The sequence below is a fragment of the Mariprofundus ferrooxydans PV-1 genome, from assembly GCF_000153765.1.
GTDB lineage: Bacteria > Pseudomonadota > Zetaproteobacteria > Mariprofundales > Mariprofundaceae > Mariprofundus > Mariprofundus ferrooxydans.
Map to the genome: position 1 here is coordinate 1,086,678 of NZ_DS022294.1, position 16,166 is coordinate 1,102,843.

Sequence of the window (16,166 nt, forward strand, 5' to 3'; positions counted from 1 at the left end):
TGTACCTGTTGCAGGCTGATAGCCGGATCAACCAGCCAGCCGGTACGCACCTGCAGATCCATCTGCTGCTGCTGCTCCCGGTTAGTTTTCAGCTCATTCTGCGCCTTGCGCATCAGCGCCAGCTCATTGCTGAGCGCATCAATGGTGGTCATCAGGCGATCGATTTCAGCCTTGCCTACACTGCTGCTTTCAACAGCAGGCGGCGGCGTCACTTCCGCAGCAGGTTCAACCGGTTGACTCTGCGCCTGCTCCACTTGCTGATCGGCAGCAGACTGATCCGAAGTTGAGCCATCGGAGGGGGTTACGGGCAACACAAAGGAACCGGACTCATGCGTGATTGCCGTTGCCGATTCATCCGGCACAACGGCAGACGATTCCGCCTGTGGCTCAGTAACAGAATGAGAATCAACCGATGCCGGATGCAAAGTGCTCAACGACGCCTTCACCTTATCAAACAGCGGTTGCAACTTGCCGCCCGCCGCCAGAGAAGCGAAGACCAGCGCAATCACAACAAACAGCAACACCAGTATGCGGGTGGCCAGGCCTGTTTTACGCTGCGCGCCCTCTTCAGCCTCAGGCTGCGGCTCATTCCCGCCAGCACTGTCGGCGATGACAGCCTCTATCGCTGCATCATTCGTTTCGGATACCGGTTTGTTCTCGCTCATGATTGCTTAACTATCGTTCAGCCAGCGTGCCACGTCCAGTGCGTGATATGAAAGAATCAGATCCGCACCTGCACGCTTGAAGCTGAGCATGGTTTCCAGCACCACGCGCTTTTCATCAATCCAGCCCTTTTCGGCAGCCGCCTTCACCATCGCATATTCACCCGACACATTATAGACAGCCATCGGCAACAGCGTGGCATCTTTCACTTCGCGGATAATATCCATATAGGCCAGCGCCGGCTTAACCATCAGGAAGTCGGCCCCCTCTTCGGCATCCAGGAGCGCCTCCTTGATCGCTTCGCGCCGGTTACCCGGGTCCATCTGATAGGTAGCACGATCGCCGAATGCGGGCGTGGAGTCGGCGGCATCACGGAACGGGCCGAAGTAACCGGAGGCATATTTCACGGCATAGGACATGATAGGTACATTGGTAAACCCGGCCTCATCCAGCGCCTGACGAATGGCAGCGATCATACCGTCCATCATGCCGGATGGGGCAATGATATCGATACCGGCTTCGGCGTAGGAGACCGCCTCCTTCTGCAGGTTGGCCAGCGTGGCATCATTATCCACATCCTGGCCGTGCAATACACCGCAGTGGCCGTGATCGGTATATTCACAGCAACAGGTATCGGCAATCACGCACATATCCGGGCAGGCCGCCTTGGCCGCGCGAATTGCCTGCTGCACGATGCCATTGGCATCCCAGCCCGATGAGCCGATCGCATCTTTTGTCGCCGGAATACCGAACAGGATCACACCCGGAATACCCAGCGCCTCAACCTCACGTACGGCATCGCCCACCATTGATACCGGAATGCGCGATACGCCCGGCATGCTGCCGACGGCGACCGGTGCATCGATGGTTTCATCGACAAACAGCGGGTAAATAAAATCCGAAGGCGACAGCGTGGTTTCACGCACCATCCGCCGTATCACCGGCGTACTGCGCAAGCGGCGAGGGCGGATAATCAGATCGGGCAAGGACATGGGTTTCTCCTGTCATTCATGGGTATAAGATGATCTATCTGTAGCAAAATGGTCGCTCAAAACATCGAGCATTGCCTCAAAACTAGCGCTTTTGGCAACAAGCTGCACGTGCAGCCCTCCGCACATCGCCGCCGCCGCCATTTTCTGGCTGATGGCAACACTCACCGGGCGCGCCGCAAGTGTTGCATCGCCGACACGCTGAAGATAGTGCAGGCAGGCTCTGGCACTGCCGAGCAATACGGCATCCACCTCTCCGTCGCGCAGCATGGCAATCACATCCGAGGCATCGTCATGCGGACAGATCGTACGGTAGGCAGCCACCGTCTCCACCTCAATACCGCGCTCCGTCAGCGCCTCTGCCAATGCCTCGCGTCCCTCTTCGGCGCGAAAGAACAGCAGCCTCTCGGGCAAACCCGATTGCAGATATGCATCCACAAGCCCGTCCTGCGAGGCCGTTTCCGGTACGATATCCGTGCGGATGCCATGCTGGTTCAGGCAGTCGGCTGTTTGGTTCCCCACCGCCGCCACGCGCATCGGTGCAAACAATGCTGCTGCATCCATGCCGTGGCTCCCCAGTGCATCCACCACGCTGCTGACGCCATTACAGCTGGTAAACAGCACATCGCTAAAGCGCTCCAGCTTCGCGATCGCCTGCATAATCGTATCCGGCATCGATTCAACCGCCAGACAGGGGAAAGCTACGGGAACCGCACCGCGACGACGCACCATTTCGGCAAGCGCCGGAAGCTGGGCGGCCGCGCGCGTGAGCAGGATACGCCGACCGGCGAGTGGCTGTGAAGACATGAGCCAATCATGCAACAAGAGGCAATAAACAGCCAGATCCCGATATGCAAACGCAGGAACGACCCGCACCCATCTGACCCACAGTCAGGCGGCTGGCCAGAGTCAAAAAGCCTCTCATTTCAACGCCTACTATCGGTCATGGGCCTAAAGCTGTAGCATGTCCGGAATTAGTGACTCACGTTCCTTGTTTTTCCTTTCTGATATCCAACACCATTTTTAATAAATGCACGCGGGTATTTGCAGAAACGCTATCAATCGAAAAGCAGAGCACGCGCAGCCGGGTTAGCCGTTGGCACTCAAGGAGCGACAAATGCAACAAACTGTATATTCAAAAGATCTGCTTGTATTAAGGGATGGTCAGGCGCTATCCGGCAAGGTGATTAAAAACGAGTTTAAAATGAGGACGGCATTTGGCGATGTCACTGTAAAAAAAGATAATATCATCCACATCCACTTCATGCGTCCCGACGGCACAGGCTTCCCGCCTACCGATGAAATCCGAACCAATACCGGCGACGACATAAGAGGCCAGTTGATACAGGCACAAACCATCTCATTTGTATTAGCCGAGGATAATCAGACAGAACGGGTTCCCAAAGACAACATCAACACCCTGCTGTTTCTGGGCTCCCAGGACTAAAACAACGCCCCGCCACCACCGGCCGGTAAATACCGCTTGCGCCGGCGGCAACAGGCTCAGCCTACCCACTCTGTCAAAGCCCTCTGCGAAAGCAGGGGGCTTTTTCTTTTTTCATCATGGTTGTAAGCTGTGTAGGTCAATTCCGGTAAGGATCTGTGACGCATGAAGGTGGATTCCCGGAGGGAAGTCGATAAAGTCCTGTCTCTGACGCTCTTCGGAGGGCATACCATGGCACAGATTGAAATCGCTACCTCGCATAGCCCCGTGGCCGTTCCGTGAGCATACCGGAGACAGGGTTAATCAGACGTTTTGCCCTGATTTACCTCGGCTGTGCAATCGTGCTGAGTGTCATCCTGTTCACCGTTGCCCGATACGATGATCATGCACGCCTGGCACAGCTTGCGGCAAGCGAATTGCGTTATGTCGGTGTGGCCCGCGTGCGAGCTGAAAAGGACTTCGAGCCGGCCGAGGGCGATATTCACATCATCGCGAATATGGACGATCTGCGTCAATATGTGGAAAACGGCGATCCGCTACACCGGGAGAAGGTGGAGCAGTATTTCATGCTGCTTGCCCAGGGCAGGCAGCACTACTATCAGATACGTTATCTCGATGCCGACGGGCGGGAAAAGATCCGCATCAATTTCAAGGATGGCAAAGGCGTTGTTGTCCCGCGCGAAGAGTTGCAGGACAAGTCGGCATACTACTATTTTCATGATGCGAAGCAGCTTGTGCGCAACAAAATCTATGTTTCCCCGCTGGATCTGAATGTCGAGCATGATCGGGTGGAGATTCCCTACAGGCCGGTAGTCCGCTTTGCAGCCCCGGTGTTCGACAGTGCGGGCCACAAGCGAGGCCTGGTGGTGCTGAATTATATCGCCGATGAAATGTTGAAACATTTCCACGAGGCAATGCTGAGCAGTGAAGCCGGAAGCGGCATGCTGCTCAATAGCGAGGGCTACTGGCTGAGCAGTCCGAATCCCCGGGATGAATGGGGCTTTATGCTCGGCAAGCCGGATCGGACCTTCGGGCATGATTATCCCGAGGCGTGGCGCCGTATCTCAACGACCGATACGGGCACGCTGCTGACCGCCAGAGGCCTGTTTACATTCGCCACTGCTCACCCCTTGCTGGATGATGCCCATGCATTCCCGGGCTCTCCGGGATGGACCGTGACCGGAGGAGAGTCTCACAGCGGGCTCGGATACAACTGGAAGATCGTATCGTTTATACCCACGGCTGCGCTCTCGGCCGGGGCTTTCTACAACAAACCCGTTGGCAGGGTGCTGATCGTCTCCGCCTATCTGCTGCTGGCTCTGGTCATCCTGGGCATCGTGCTTGTCGCAGCAAAACAAAAAAAGGCCGAAGAAGCGATCAGGCTGATGGCCTTGTTGCTGGAGTTGGCTCCCGGACCTGTGATGCGGATTGATCGCAGTGGAACCATTTGCCTGGCGAACACGGCAAGCAAACACCTTTATGGCATCGATGAGGTTGAGGGGATGTCCATCTTCTCGGCCATTCCCGCTCTGGCGCGCGAGGAGTTCGAAGATATGTTTGGCGCCGCCGAGAAGATCGTCCAGGTGGAGGAAAAACTGGGCGATGCAAACTACTTCTTTGTGCTGAAAAGCGGCCCAAAGCGGAAATATGTGTTCGCCTACGGGACGGATATCTCACTGATCAAGCTGCTTGAGGAGCAGGTGCGGCATGCCCAGAAGATGGAGGTGGTGGGACAGCTTGCCAGCGGTGTCGCACATGATTTTAACACCCTGCTCGGCGTGATTCTGGGGTATAGCGAAATGCTCAGGGAGACGTTGCCGGAAGACAGTGTCAACCGCGCCAATATCGAGGCGATCATGAATGCCGGCGGACGTGCCAAGGCCCTGGTGATCCAGTTGATGGATTTCAGCAGGCTGGGTACGACCGAGCAGGAGACGATATCACTTGCATCGCTGCTACAAGATAGCATCAGTCTGCTCAAACCCTCCCTGCCGGAATGGATCTCCATCCGGCAGGATATCCAGGAAAATACCGGCATGATTGAGGCTAATGCCATGCAAATCGGCCAGGTCATCATGAATCTTTGCATGAACGCTGCCGACGCCATCGGCGATACTGCGGGCGAGCTGCGGATCAGTTTGATGGAGACCGAGGTGGATGACAGCATGGCATCTGCCCATATGGTCGAACCGGGCACCTACCTGCAGTTAAGCATCGCGGATAATGGCAGCGGGATGGATGAGGCAACGATGCAACACCTGTTCGAGCCCTTTTTCACCACCAAGGATATCGGCAGCGGGACAGGTTTGGGCCTTGCAGTGGTCCACGGTATCATCAAGAGTCACGGCGGGTTTGTCACCGTGGAAAGCGAGCCGGGAACAGGTAGCAGCTTTCATGTTTACCTGCCGAAGGTGATGGAATCACAGGTAAGAAACGGGGATTAGTAGTTGTATGATGTTTTGCCGTTTCTGCCGATCAATATATCAAGATTGAACGGGGCGAATTGAATGGCACGCATACTGATCATTGATGACGAAGCACTGTTCCGAAAAATGCTGCGACAGATGCTGGAAATGGCCGGCTATGAGGTATTGGAGGCGGCCAATGGTGAGCATGGAATAGCCATGTTCACGGCACAGCCGACGGATCTGGTCATTACTGATATTTTTATGCCGGAGAAAGAGGGTATTTCGACCATTCAGGATCTAAGGCGGGATTACCCGAACCTGAAAATCATGGCTGTCACCGGCGGCGGCTACAAGCGCCGCGGTTTCGAATACCTGCAGTTCGCGGACAAGGTCGGTGCCGATTGCGTCCTCAGAAAACCCTTCGAGCGTCAGGAGTTGCTCGACGCAGTTCAGCAGCTACTAACACCAGGAGCCCATTAAGCAGCATAGAAATGCGGTCATCAGGGCCTGCAGAGCTACAGTCACACCCACCGGATACTGATACAAGCCTTCACAGATCGCCTGCCTGGTGCGATAGCGCACAGACTTAGATGGGGTGAGTCACTAACATAGAGCGGGTCAAAGCGAGTCCTCACGTCACGCCGTCGTATTCAAGCGCGGTCACAGCAATCAGGGCTCCGGGCAAAAGGATGGTTCAAACATGAAACGATTTCTTATCGCATCGGCTCTCGCCGTTGCAACCGCAGCCACTCCGGCACTGGCTGCCGACGTCGGCGTCTCGGTCAGTATCGGCCAGCCCGGCTTCTATGGCCAACTCGATATAGGCGGTTTTCCGCCGCCACGCGTGATCTATCGTCAACCGATCATTGTCGAGCGGGCTCCCGCAAACCGCCCTCCCGTCTATCTGCGCGTACCTCGGAATCAAATCAAACATTGGAGCAAGTACTGCCACAGATACAACGCCTGCGGCGAACGGGTCTATTTTGTGCACGACGACTGGTACGAGCGCGACTATGTCCCGCGCTATCAGGAAAAGCACCACAGGAAAGAGAGAGACCATGACAATCGCCGGGATGATCGCCGCGGCGATCATGACAACGGCCACCATGACAAGGACCGTGGCCACGGCCGCGATCACTAAGAGCAAGGTTAGCCTGCCAGCAACCTGCTCTCACAGAAGAAGCCGCCTCTAACCGGGGCGACTTTTTTAATGTGAAACATGGACCCGCTTTGGCAGCCACTCCCGTGGTTTTCGGCTCAGCTATCTGGCAGTTCAATGGAAATTCAACTATAAACATCTACCCATGCAATGAGCTTCCCAGGGGCATGATGAGTTTGAGGCTGATCGGGAAAAGGAGCGCACAATGTTCAGAACATATATATTCGGCTTTATCGCTTCACTCATGCTCCTCGCTCCCCAAATGAGCATGGCCGAGATCGCCGATGCACACAGTCCGGCTGAGGAAAACGCGCAAAGCCTGTTGGCCGCCTTTGCATCCTACACAGACTTGCGCCTGCTCTCGATCCGGCAAAGTCTGGAGATTCTGGCATCCACAACCGAGGCGAAATCGTTAAAGTGGAAAACAATGGAGCCGCTGTTGCGCGGATATCAAGAATCGGATGATGGCCTGATTGTCTGGTTTGTCCGCCCCGACGGCACATACTTCACCGTCGATAAGGGAAAGGTTGCGAAGACGCTGAGCGACCGCAGCTATTTCCCTCCCCTCATGTCCGGACAGATAATTGACGGAGAACTGGTTGTCAGCAAAAGCACCGGGAAACGCTCCACCGTAATCGCGGTACCTGTGATGAAAGGAGGCAAGGTAGTCGGTGCGATCGGCGCTTCGGTTTTCCTCGAAAAGCTTGCCGATCAAGTGAGTACCACGCTGGCGTTGCCGGCTAACATCTCCTTTTTTGCCCTCGCCCCGAGTGGCCTGACCGCCCTGCACAAAAAGACCAACCGGGAATTTCTCGATCCGCGCGATCTGGGAAGCCCAACGCTCAAGAAGGCCGCGAGCGAGATGCTGACGCATCAAGCAGGCGTCACCTCCTACATGTTTGACAATGTCACCAAGAAAGCAGTTTACCGGAGTTCTCCGCTGACCCAATGGAAGTTTGCCATCGTCTTCCAGTAAATATAGGGGGCTCCTCTGGAGGTCTTGGAAAACTAAAAAGTATAGGCATGAGACCCTATTGGTGCATTTCTAGAATTGGCTCCGAACATACAAACTAGTACTGTCAAAATATAGTCCTCTTCTTTGCGCTCTCAGTTGCCCCCATCGACCCATTCCCATAACAGATTATGCTTGAACCAGTTGGCTGCTCTGGCCAACATTCTGGGGGCAATTTCTTTAAATCTAGTGGTAATTCGACAACGTCATCAATTGATGCATTTCTATATCGAGAGAGCTTCTGCAAATTTGGGAATGTATAATTAATGGGATTGTCCCAGACGACAAAGAAGGCAATTGGATAGAATTTCATAAGCCAAAAATATGCCTGTCCCTCACAACCTAAATCTTTCAGTACAGCATCACGAATTAATATCTGCCTTTTATAGGGGTAGACCCAATAATAAATATTTATGAATGAAGGTAGGTTGAGTTTTGGGTCAAGAATATAGCTCTTAATTTCTTCTGTATGCGGGCCTTTTTGATATCGATTTACCCCTACGCTGCATAGGTGGCCAATTATTGCCCGCATGACTCGTTGTGGTTTAACGGCGATGCTAAGGGTTGATGGAAGGGCAAGTAGAGTAAGGCTATTTAGGATTTTGTGAGTTTGATCTGTAAACTTTTTAAAGTCCTTGTCATAACTTTCTCCAAGAACCCTGCCATTACAGCGTTTACAAATAGTCCTGTACTTAACTCCGCCCTGAGATGAGCGCCCCCTTTGTTTCTTTTGAGGGTGCTCTACAGCCAGCAAGTCAATTAAGTTAAACATATCAACCTGTTTAATCCTTACAGAGCCTTTAGGTGGAATATGGTCTTGCGTTAATTCACCAATTTCACCACAAATATTGCACTGCCCATGACGGTTTCCATATGTTCGAATCAATCCCATGTAAAATCACCTTACTCTAATCTGCACCTAGAAGAATAGAGAACGTGGAAGCAATTAAGTCTAAGCGAGTTTGGTCGAATCGCGTCACTAACTGCAAAATTAGTGCAGCGGTTGCGCAGGCTACTACTGCGCAGGGTAATCAATGAACGGGACCTCGATTTCACCGCTGACGATGACGGTGATTTTGTTCTCGCCGGCGGAGAGGGCCGGCTGCGCGTTATCGGCCGAGGCCTTGGCCATCATCGCCATTTCGGCGCGGTAGATACGCGGTTGCGGAGCCTGGCCGCTGGTATTGAGACGGATGATACGGAAACTCTCCGCGTCCAGCCCTTTGGCCATACCGGCTGCCTTGCTGCGGAAGTTGGCAATGGCCTGTCGGCGCAGTGACTCCATCGCCTGTTTGGATATGGCATCGCTGACACGGAAGTTGAGGTTTGAGAGGTGCGCGCCGGCAGATTCAATCGCATCCAACCACTTCGGCACCGCTTTCAGGTTCGTCGTGCTGATCTGACCGCTCTGGGTCATCTGCCAGCCGACACGTACGCGCGGACTGTTCTTCACATACTTCCAGACCGGCTGCATGTTGCGGCTCAGCGTTTTCAGCTTCACATCTGTTTCCTGCTTCAAACGCTGTTCGATCGCACCACTGACCTTGTTGACGTAGCTGCGCACAGCATCCGCATCCTTGCCCTGCTTCTCCACCCTGAAAGAAACAATCACTTCATCATTGGGCAGCACCATCTCCGCGCTGGCCGAGAGATTGATACGCGTACCTTCCGGAAAATATTCAGCATCATCCTGAGCCCGTGCCAACATAGGCGTTAACAGCAGGAGAACGGACATCAATAAATAACGCATGACGCCATTATGGATGTGATTGTGCCGGCCCGCAAGTTGGCGGTCAGATCACTGCTGTCGATAATATGATTAAGAGAGGCTCAGCAGTCGGCTTCCCAGCCGGCTGCCTTTGCCTTCTCCACAGCCTCGCCGTGAATGCGCATGAAGCGCTGGCGGATATCCTCCGGCAGATTGCCGACAAGAAAGCCGTATTTTTCCCACTCGGCATCCACCTTAATCCAAAGGCTTTCGATTCCCTGTCCCAGCCAGCCTTCGCAGGTTTCGCTCTCGGGGATCAGGCCGAATACGCGGGCATCGCGGATAATCTTGCCGATATCCGTCATGCCGCCATTTAGATCATTATCCATACCGACGTACTTTTTCGATGGTTCTGACATCCCTATCTCCTTAGCTCGTCAGACTGGCGAACAGAGTCGGCAGCTTTTCGGGCAAGCGGTCGACATGGTCGACAACCGTGTAATTGTTGGCACCGAAGATACGTTTCACGTAGGCATCGGCATTCGCATCCAGCGTGAGACAGTAGCTCATCACCCCTCTGGTGTGCAGCTCCTCGACAGCCTTGCGCGTATCATGGCGCAGATGTTGCGGATCACGCTCATCAATATCCGCAGGTTCACCGTCGGTAACGATCAGCAGCAGCTTGCGCCGCTCAGGCTGCCTGAGCAGATGCTCGCCTGCATGGCGCATCGCTGCTCCCATGCGGGTGGAGAGTCCGCCCTTCATGCCGGCTAACCGCGCTTTTGCCTCATCGCCGAAGGTCTGGTTAAAGTCCTTGAAGCGGAAATACTGAACATCATGACGCCCATCGGAGGCAAAGCCGTGGATAGCAAACGGATCACCAATACCGTTGATCGCTGTAGCGACCAGCGTGGCTGCCTCTCTGGTCAACTCCAGCACGGTTTTCTCGGAGCCCTCCACCATCTCATTGGTGGACTCCGACAAATCAAGCAGCACCGTGACCGCCAGATCGCGGTTTTTGATCACATTGCGCATCGTGATGCGCGGGTTGGGCTGCTCACCCATGCGGATGGCGATCATCGCATCGACTGCTGCATTCAGATCAATCTCGTCGCCGTCTTCCATATTGCGTACCCGCTGCACACCCTCGGGTGAGAGCAGATCGATAATCTGCTTGATGCGGTGCGCTACAGGCTTGTATTCGACAAGGATCTTCTCCACCGTTTCCGGGTCACCCTTGGTCGGTCGACGCTCATATACCGTGGCCCAGTCGGGGCGAAACAGCTGCACCTGATAGTCCCACTCCTGATAATGGAACGGATCGGAGACAGGCTCCCTGCCCCACATCCGGTTAAAACTGGTAGTTGCCTCACCGGCATCCTCGTAAGGGAAGAACTCGGTCGCGCAGATCCACACCTCCTGGGCATCGTCGCCGGCCAACTCGCAATCGACCTCATTGGCCATCTCGACGGCCGAAACATAGCGACGCACCTGACGTTGACTGGCCGGAATATACTCCAGCCCGTGCTCGGCAAAATTAAATGCCTCAAACTCCCAGACAAAACGGTTATCGTCACGGTAGGGAATGCGGATCGACTGCAGTATGCGCAGGCTCGGCACCTGTTTGCGCTGCACAAACAGATGGTAGAGATCCATGCCCAGGTGCCAGGAAAAACTATTATCGAGTTTTTTCAGCTCGATACCATCATGAAATTTTGAAGCCAGAAACTCCAGCTCCTCGTCGTCGCAACTGATGCTGCTGTCGAGCAGCATGTGGGCAAAGTGCTCCAGAGTCACAATACTCTCATGCTCCACCGCAGCACTGTATTCAGCGGCAAACAGGCGGCCCCATAACTGTTTCAGGCCGGGAAAGTCCTGCATGGCGCAATACTCGACGCGTGCATCCTCAATCAGGGCGATAAAAAACATCTGCGCCTGTGAGAGCTCCTCTGCGGAGATTGCCGAACGGGTATAGTGCATATGTGCGGCCAGATGTGCCGCCTGAGCACGATAAAGCTCCACGCCGGAAACATCACCAACATCATCCAGCGCATCGGGCAGGTGCATGACATGGTGTTCGATATAGGGTTTGAAACCTTCATGATCGGCAGCTGCAGGACGCAGAAAGAAGTCACGTCCCCACAGCGCACGCAGGTAGAAATTCAGCTTGCGCTGGGTATCGATAAACAGCGTGCCGCGCCGCTCCTGTTGCAGCATCTTTTTACTGTCGGATGTCTCCAGCGCGAAATATTTCACCAGGTTCTGCAGATCGCGCCGGTAGGCCTCGGCGCCGAAGTTGGCCCAGCGCCTGAGACCGGAAAGCGTCAGCTTGGAGAGCAGCTCATCAATATTGGCCAGCATCGGGCGCAGACCGCGCGATGCCTTGGCCGAGATCTGATGCACCAGCGTCAGATAGCCGCGCAACAATTCCGGATCCCCGAGGCGTCTGGCGGCAGCAGGCAGAGAGGAGAACATCAGTGAGATCACCTCACCCGATGTCATTGAGGAGAGCTTCATCGCTGCATGGATACAGTCGCCAATCACATCCTCGCCGCACTCCTTCACAACCTGCGGCATCTCCTGCAGATAGGAGGCAACCAGATCCGTACCACGGCCGAGCTTGTATAGCCCGCTACCGCCTTCCAGATACTCCTGCAGGCCGGCCGGCGACATGATGCGCGCCGCATCCTGAAGGCTCGATTCGAGTACCTCCTTCAGCTGCGGTGAGGCTTCGGCAAACTGCTCTCTGTAATCATCCAGATTCATGACAGATGCTTATTCAACAAAAAATGTCTGCACTGCAGCTTCAAGTGTCTCGTACATATCCGGATCGTCGGTCAGCGGCGTCACCAGCGTCATCATGCAGGCAGCCATCGGTTCAACGCCTTCGGCGATCATATTGCCCGCATAGACCAGCAGACGGGTGGAGATACCCTCGTCCAGACCGTGTCCCTTGAGATTTCTGGCGCGTTGGGCGATCTGCACCAGCTTGACCGCAATTTCACTCTCCACGCCGGCTTCTCTGGCGACAATATCGGCCTCTGTCTCCGCTTGCGGGTAATCGAAATTGAGCGCACCGAAGCGCTGCTTGGTGGACTGCTTCAGATCCTTCATCAGGCTCTGATAACCGGGATTATAGGAGATCACCAACTGGAAATCGGGATGCGCTTCAATCAGCTCGCCCTTCTTGTCCAAAGGCAATGTGCGACGATGATCGGTCAGAGGATGAATCACCACGGTCGTGTCCTGACGCGCCTCAACCACCTCATCGAGGTAGCAGATCGCACCGATACGGGCCGCCGTGGTCAGCGGGCCGTCCTGCCATTTGGTACCATCCTTATCGAGCAGGAAACGCCCGACAAGGTCGGAGGCGGTCATATCTTCATTACAGGCTACGGTAATCAGCGGCCGGCCGAGCTTCCAGGCCATGTACTCTACAAAACGGGACTTACCGCAACCGGTCGGCCCCTTGAGCATCATAGGCAGACGACGGGCGTATGCCGCATTATAGAGTTCCACCTCATTGCCAACCGGCCGGTAGAAAGGCTCGGCTTTTACCCTGTATTGATCGGTATTCATCTCGCTCATCTCATCTTTCCTCTGCTGTTCGCATTGTGGTCATATTAATTACTTCTCACTCCGGCCAGGGGCCGCAGCGATAGCAGCGGAGCGGGCACCAGAAACCGTGTTCTGCCACCCGCTCCTGCCACCTTGTGTGTTACACCGGCTTGCCGCGGAAAATGACCATCTCGGCCCCTTTCGACTGGGCAAAGTTGTCGTAGCCAACCAGACGCACATGGTTGTTCGGATGCGCCTTATGGCAGGCCTCGGCTTCGCCGAGAATCCGATCCACGTCGGTCTCACCGAATAACGGCAGCTTCCACATATACCAGTAGTGGTCGAAGGCGCTTTCCGGTTCGGTGTGCTCGACAGCCGGGTTCCAGCCGCGGCTGACGATATACTCCACCTGCTTACGAATGCGATCGGCATCCATCTCCGGCAGGTAGGAGAAGGTTTCGAATTTACGGCTTGAGACATCGCTCAGGCTGGATGGGTAATCTTGCATTTCACTCATGATTCAGTTCCTCATCTTGGGTATTGGTTTTTTGTTCACTATTCAATAAATCGCAAAACAGGGGCAGGACCATATCGGCCTTGGAGGGGCGCCCTACAGTCCCGCCCCATTCGCGACAAAGGGGTTACTTGTGGGCCACGTCGAGCTTGTCCACGGTGTCGAATTCGAACTTGATCTCTTTCCATGTTTCCATCGCAATCTTCAGCTCCGGACTGCTCTCGGCGGCTGTGGTCAGAATATCCTTGCCCTCTTTTTCCAGAGCACGGCCCTGATTTCGCGCTTCCACACATGCCTCAACCGCTACACGGTTGGCTGCAGCACCTGCAGCATTGCCCCATGGGTGACCCAGAGTACCGCCGCCGAACTGAAGGACAGAATCATCGCCGAAAATGTTGACCAGTGCCGGCATATGCCAAACATGGATACCACCGGAAGCCACCGGCAATACGCCTGGCATCGAGCCCCAATCCTGATCAAACATGATACCGCGTGAGCGATCTTCCTTAACGAAGGAGTCGCGCATCAGGTCGATCCAGCCCAGTGTTGCATCGCGATCGCCCTCAAGCTTGCCCACCACAGTACCGGAGTGCAGGTGGTCGCCGCCGGAGAGGCGCAGCATCTTGGTCAACACGCGGAAGTGAATACCATGGCGCGGGTTGCGGTCGAGTACGGCATGCATGGCACGGTGAATATGCAGCAACATACCATTATCACGACACCACTGAGCCAGGCCGGTATTCGCCGTGAAGCCGCCGGTCAGATAATCGTGCATGATAATCGGTGCGCCCAGTTCCTTGGCGTATTCCGCACGCTTGTACATCTCTTCCGGAGTCGGAGCGGTCACGTTCAGGTAGTGCCCCTTGCGCTCGCCGGTCTCAGCTTCCGCCTTGTGGATAGCCTCCATTACAAAGTCGAAACGCTGACGCCAGCGCATGAACGGCTGTGAGTTGACGTTTTCGTCATCCTTGGTGAAGTCCAGACCGCCGCGCAGACCTTCATAACAGGCACGGCCATAGTTTTTCGCCGAGAGGCCCAACTTGGGCTTGATGGTACAGCCAAGCAGCGGCCGTCCGTATTTGTTCATCTTGTCGCGCTCAACCTGGATACCGTGTGGCGGGCCATTACATGTCATAACATAGGCCAGCGGAATACGGACATCTTCCAGTCGCAGCGCACGTACAGCCTTAAAGCCGAACACGTTACCGACCAGCGAAGTAAGCACGTTTACCACCGAGCCCTCTTCAAACAGGTCGATCGGGTAAGCGATAAAGGCATAGAATGCTTCATCATCGCCAGGCACGTCCTCAATGGCATAGGCACGACCCTTGTAGTAATCCAGATCTGTCAACAGATCAGTCCATACAGTCGTCCATGTGCCGGTAGAAGATTCGGCTGCCACAGCTGCCGCCGCCTCCTCTCGCGGCACACCCGCCTGCGGGGTAATCTTGAAGCAGGCGAGAAAATCGGTATCTTTGAGCTTGTACTCAGGCATCCAGTATGTTTCGCGATAATCCTTCACACCCGCCTGATAAGTTTTTACTGCCATAATTTATCTCCTGTTGGGATAGTAACCCGGTGGGGGTTGGCCTGATTCCGCTCATCTCCGCCGCATTACCTTGATGGGTGAATTCTAGGTCGCACTTGATATAAATAATAATTAATAGATATAATGATATCCATTTACTATTGTTAATGCATAAAAACACGACAGGATGTGACATATGATTAAAGCCACCCTGCAACAACTGCGTCTGTTTGAAGCTGTCGCCCGTTTCGGCAGCTTCACCCGCGCTGCCGAAGCCATTCACCTGACCCAGCCGGCGATCTCCATCCAGGTTAAAAGACTGGAGGAGACACTCGGAGCGCCCCTGTTCGAGCAGATGGGCAAGAAGATCTATCTCACCGCCGCCGGCAAGGAGCTTTATGCAACATGTCGGCATGTATTCGACAGTCTGGGTACATTCGAGGGTAAACTGGATGAACTGCGTGGCGAAGTTGCCGGTCCGCTCAATCTGGCTGCTGTAACCACCGCCAAATATTTTCTACCCCACTATCTGGGCGCCTTCCTGCGCCGCTACCCGAAAGTACTGCCTCAACTCAAGGTGAGTAACCGGGCACGCATTACCGAACGGATGGAAGCAAATGAGGATGATATCTATATCCTGGCCACACTGCCGGAACGCATTGATATTGAAGTCCACCCCTTCCTCAAGGATGAACTGGTTGTCTTTGCCCATCCGAAACACCCGCTGGCGAATAAAAAGAAGATCCCGCCGGAGCTGTTACTCGGTGAGCGTATTATTTCACGGGAAGCCGGCTCGGGTATCCGCATGACGTTTGAACGACTACTGGCTGAGAGGGGTGTAACGCTGGAGCCCTATATGGAGCTGGGCAGCGGTGAGGCCATCAAACAGGCAGTGATGTCCGGCATCGGCATTGCCACACTCTCCACATTCAGCCTGAAACTGGAGCTGGAAACCGGACGTCTGGTGGTGCTGGATGTGGAGGGCATGCCGATCAGACGCAACTGGTACGCGGTACACAGGCGCGGCAAGCACCTGACCCCCTCGGCTTTGAAATTTATCGAGTTTTTGCAAACTGCGGACATATCCGTGCTGAGCGAACATCTGTGATACAGCGCCGGCCCACAACGTGGGGCCTGCCTTTTCAGCATGATTTCATCTTGATGATGAGAATAAACCACGCTG

16 protein-coding genes are annotated in these 16,166 nt (G+C 54.7%); 6 read left to right on the top strand and 10 right to left on the bottom strand.

Translation table 11 applies throughout. From position 1 onward, the window contains the following. From SPV1_RS14490 to SPV1_RS04985, 3 genes are all read right to left on the bottom strand, one after another. The coding region (locus tag SPV1_RS14490) for a hypothetical protein (RefSeq protein ID WP_009850030.1) at window positions 1–665 on the bottom strand (665 nt) is incomplete at its 3' end. 6 nt (window positions 666–671) lie between these two features. Next, window positions 672–1,655: a porphobilinogen synthase gene (gene hemB / locus SPV1_RS04980; protein ID WP_009850031.1), complete on the bottom strand. Its 984-nt coding sequence runs from the start codon at window positions 1,653–1,655 to the stop codon at window positions 672–674. A 12-nt stretch (window positions 1,656–1,667) separates the two neighbouring features. After that, window positions 1,668–2,459: a uroporphyrinogen-III synthase gene (locus SPV1_RS04985; RefSeq protein WP_009850032.1), complete on the bottom strand. Its 792-nt coding sequence runs from the start codon at window positions 2,457–2,459 to the stop codon at window positions 1,668–1,670. 310 nt (window positions 2,460–2,769) lie between these two features. On the opposite strand from SPV1_RS04985, the gene SPV1_RS04990 reads away from it, so the two are divergent. The 5 genes from SPV1_RS04990 to SPV1_RS05010 all read left to right on the top strand — a co-directional run bounded on the left by SPV1_RS04990 (window position 2,770) and on the right by SPV1_RS05010 (window position 7,639). Then, on the top strand, window positions 2,770–3,099 hold the full coding sequence (locus tag SPV1_RS04990) for a hypothetical protein (RefSeq protein WP_009850033.1): 330 nt from the start codon (window positions 2,770–2,772) through the stop codon (window positions 3,097–3,099). A 275-nt stretch (window positions 3,100–3,374) separates the two neighbouring features. Further along, entirely contained in the window at window positions 3,375–5,540 is a 2,166-nt protein-coding gene (locus tag SPV1_RS04995; protein WP_009850034.1) for an ATP-binding protein, read from the top strand. A 63-nt stretch (window positions 5,541–5,603) separates the two neighbouring features. Continuing rightward, window positions 5,604–5,984, top strand: a complete 381-nt coding sequence (locus SPV1_RS05000) for a response regulator transcription factor (protein WP_009850035.1) — start codon at window positions 5,604–5,606, stop codon at window positions 5,982–5,984. A gap of 220 nt (window positions 5,985–6,204) precedes the next feature. Further along, the gene (locus SPV1_RS14140; protein WP_009850036.1) at window positions 6,205–6,645 is read left to right on the top strand and encodes a hypothetical protein; all 441 of its coding nucleotides are present in this window, start codon (window positions 6,205–6,207) and stop codon (window positions 6,643–6,645) included. Window positions 6,646–6,868: 223 nt separating this feature from the next. Further along, window positions 6,869–7,639 (top strand): cache domain-containing protein, encoded by a 771-nt coding sequence (locus SPV1_RS05010; protein ID WP_040881488.1) that lies wholly within the window; start codon window positions 6,869–6,871, stop codon window positions 7,637–7,639. A 103-nt stretch (window positions 7,640–7,742) separates the two neighbouring features. Here the strand turns inward: SPV1_RS05010 and SPV1_RS05015 are convergent, their stop codons facing one another. The 7 genes from SPV1_RS05015 to SPV1_RS05045 form a co-directional block, all read right to left on the bottom strand. After that, window positions 7,743–8,567 carry a hypothetical protein gene (locus tag SPV1_RS05015; RefSeq protein WP_040881490.1) on the bottom strand — a complete coding sequence of 275 codons (825 nt, stop codon included), beginning with the start codon at window positions 8,565–8,567 and terminating at the stop codon, window positions 7,743–7,745. Between the two features lie 123 nt (window positions 8,568–8,690). Then, a complete protein-coding gene (locus SPV1_RS05020) occupies window positions 8,691–9,425 on the bottom strand; it encodes an SIMPL domain-containing protein (RefSeq protein ID WP_009850039.1) in 735 nt (244 codons plus the stop codon). An 80-nt stretch (window positions 9,426–9,505) separates the two neighbouring features. Beyond that, entirely contained in the window at window positions 9,506–9,802 is a 297-nt protein-coding gene (locus SPV1_RS05025) for a hypothetical protein (RefSeq protein WP_009850040.1), read from the bottom strand. A gap of 10 nt (window positions 9,803–9,812) precedes the next feature. Continuing rightward, window positions 9,813–12,149: a nitric oxide reductase activation protein NorD gene (locus SPV1_RS05030; RefSeq protein ID WP_009850041.1), complete on the bottom strand. Its 2,337-nt coding sequence runs from the start codon at window positions 12,147–12,149 to the stop codon at window positions 9,813–9,815. Between the two features lie 9 nt (window positions 12,150–12,158). Further along, window positions 12,159–12,971, bottom strand: coding sequence for a CbbQ/NirQ/NorQ/GpvN family protein (locus tag SPV1_RS05035; protein ID WP_009850042.1), 813 nt, complete (start codon window positions 12,969–12,971; stop codon window positions 12,159–12,161). Between the two features lie 130 nt (window positions 12,972–13,101). Next, on the bottom strand, window positions 13,102–13,458 hold the full coding sequence (locus SPV1_RS05040) for a ribulose bisphosphate carboxylase small subunit (protein ID WP_009850043.1): 357 nt from the start codon (window positions 13,456–13,458) through the stop codon (window positions 13,102–13,104). A gap of 124 nt (window positions 13,459–13,582) precedes the next feature. Continuing rightward, window positions 13,583–15,004, bottom strand: a complete 1,422-nt coding sequence (locus tag SPV1_RS05045; RefSeq protein ID WP_009850044.1) for a form I ribulose bisphosphate carboxylase large subunit — start codon at window positions 15,002–15,004, stop codon at window positions 13,583–13,585. 175 nt (window positions 15,005–15,179) lie between these two features. Between SPV1_RS05045 and SPV1_RS05050 the strand changes: the two genes are divergently transcribed. Further along, window positions 15,180–16,091 carry a LysR family transcriptional regulator gene (locus tag SPV1_RS05050; RefSeq protein WP_009850045.1) on the top strand — a complete coding sequence of 304 codons (912 nt, stop codon included), beginning with the start codon at window positions 15,180–15,182 and terminating at the stop codon, window positions 16,089–16,091. Window positions 16,092–16,166 lie beyond the last annotated feature (75 nt).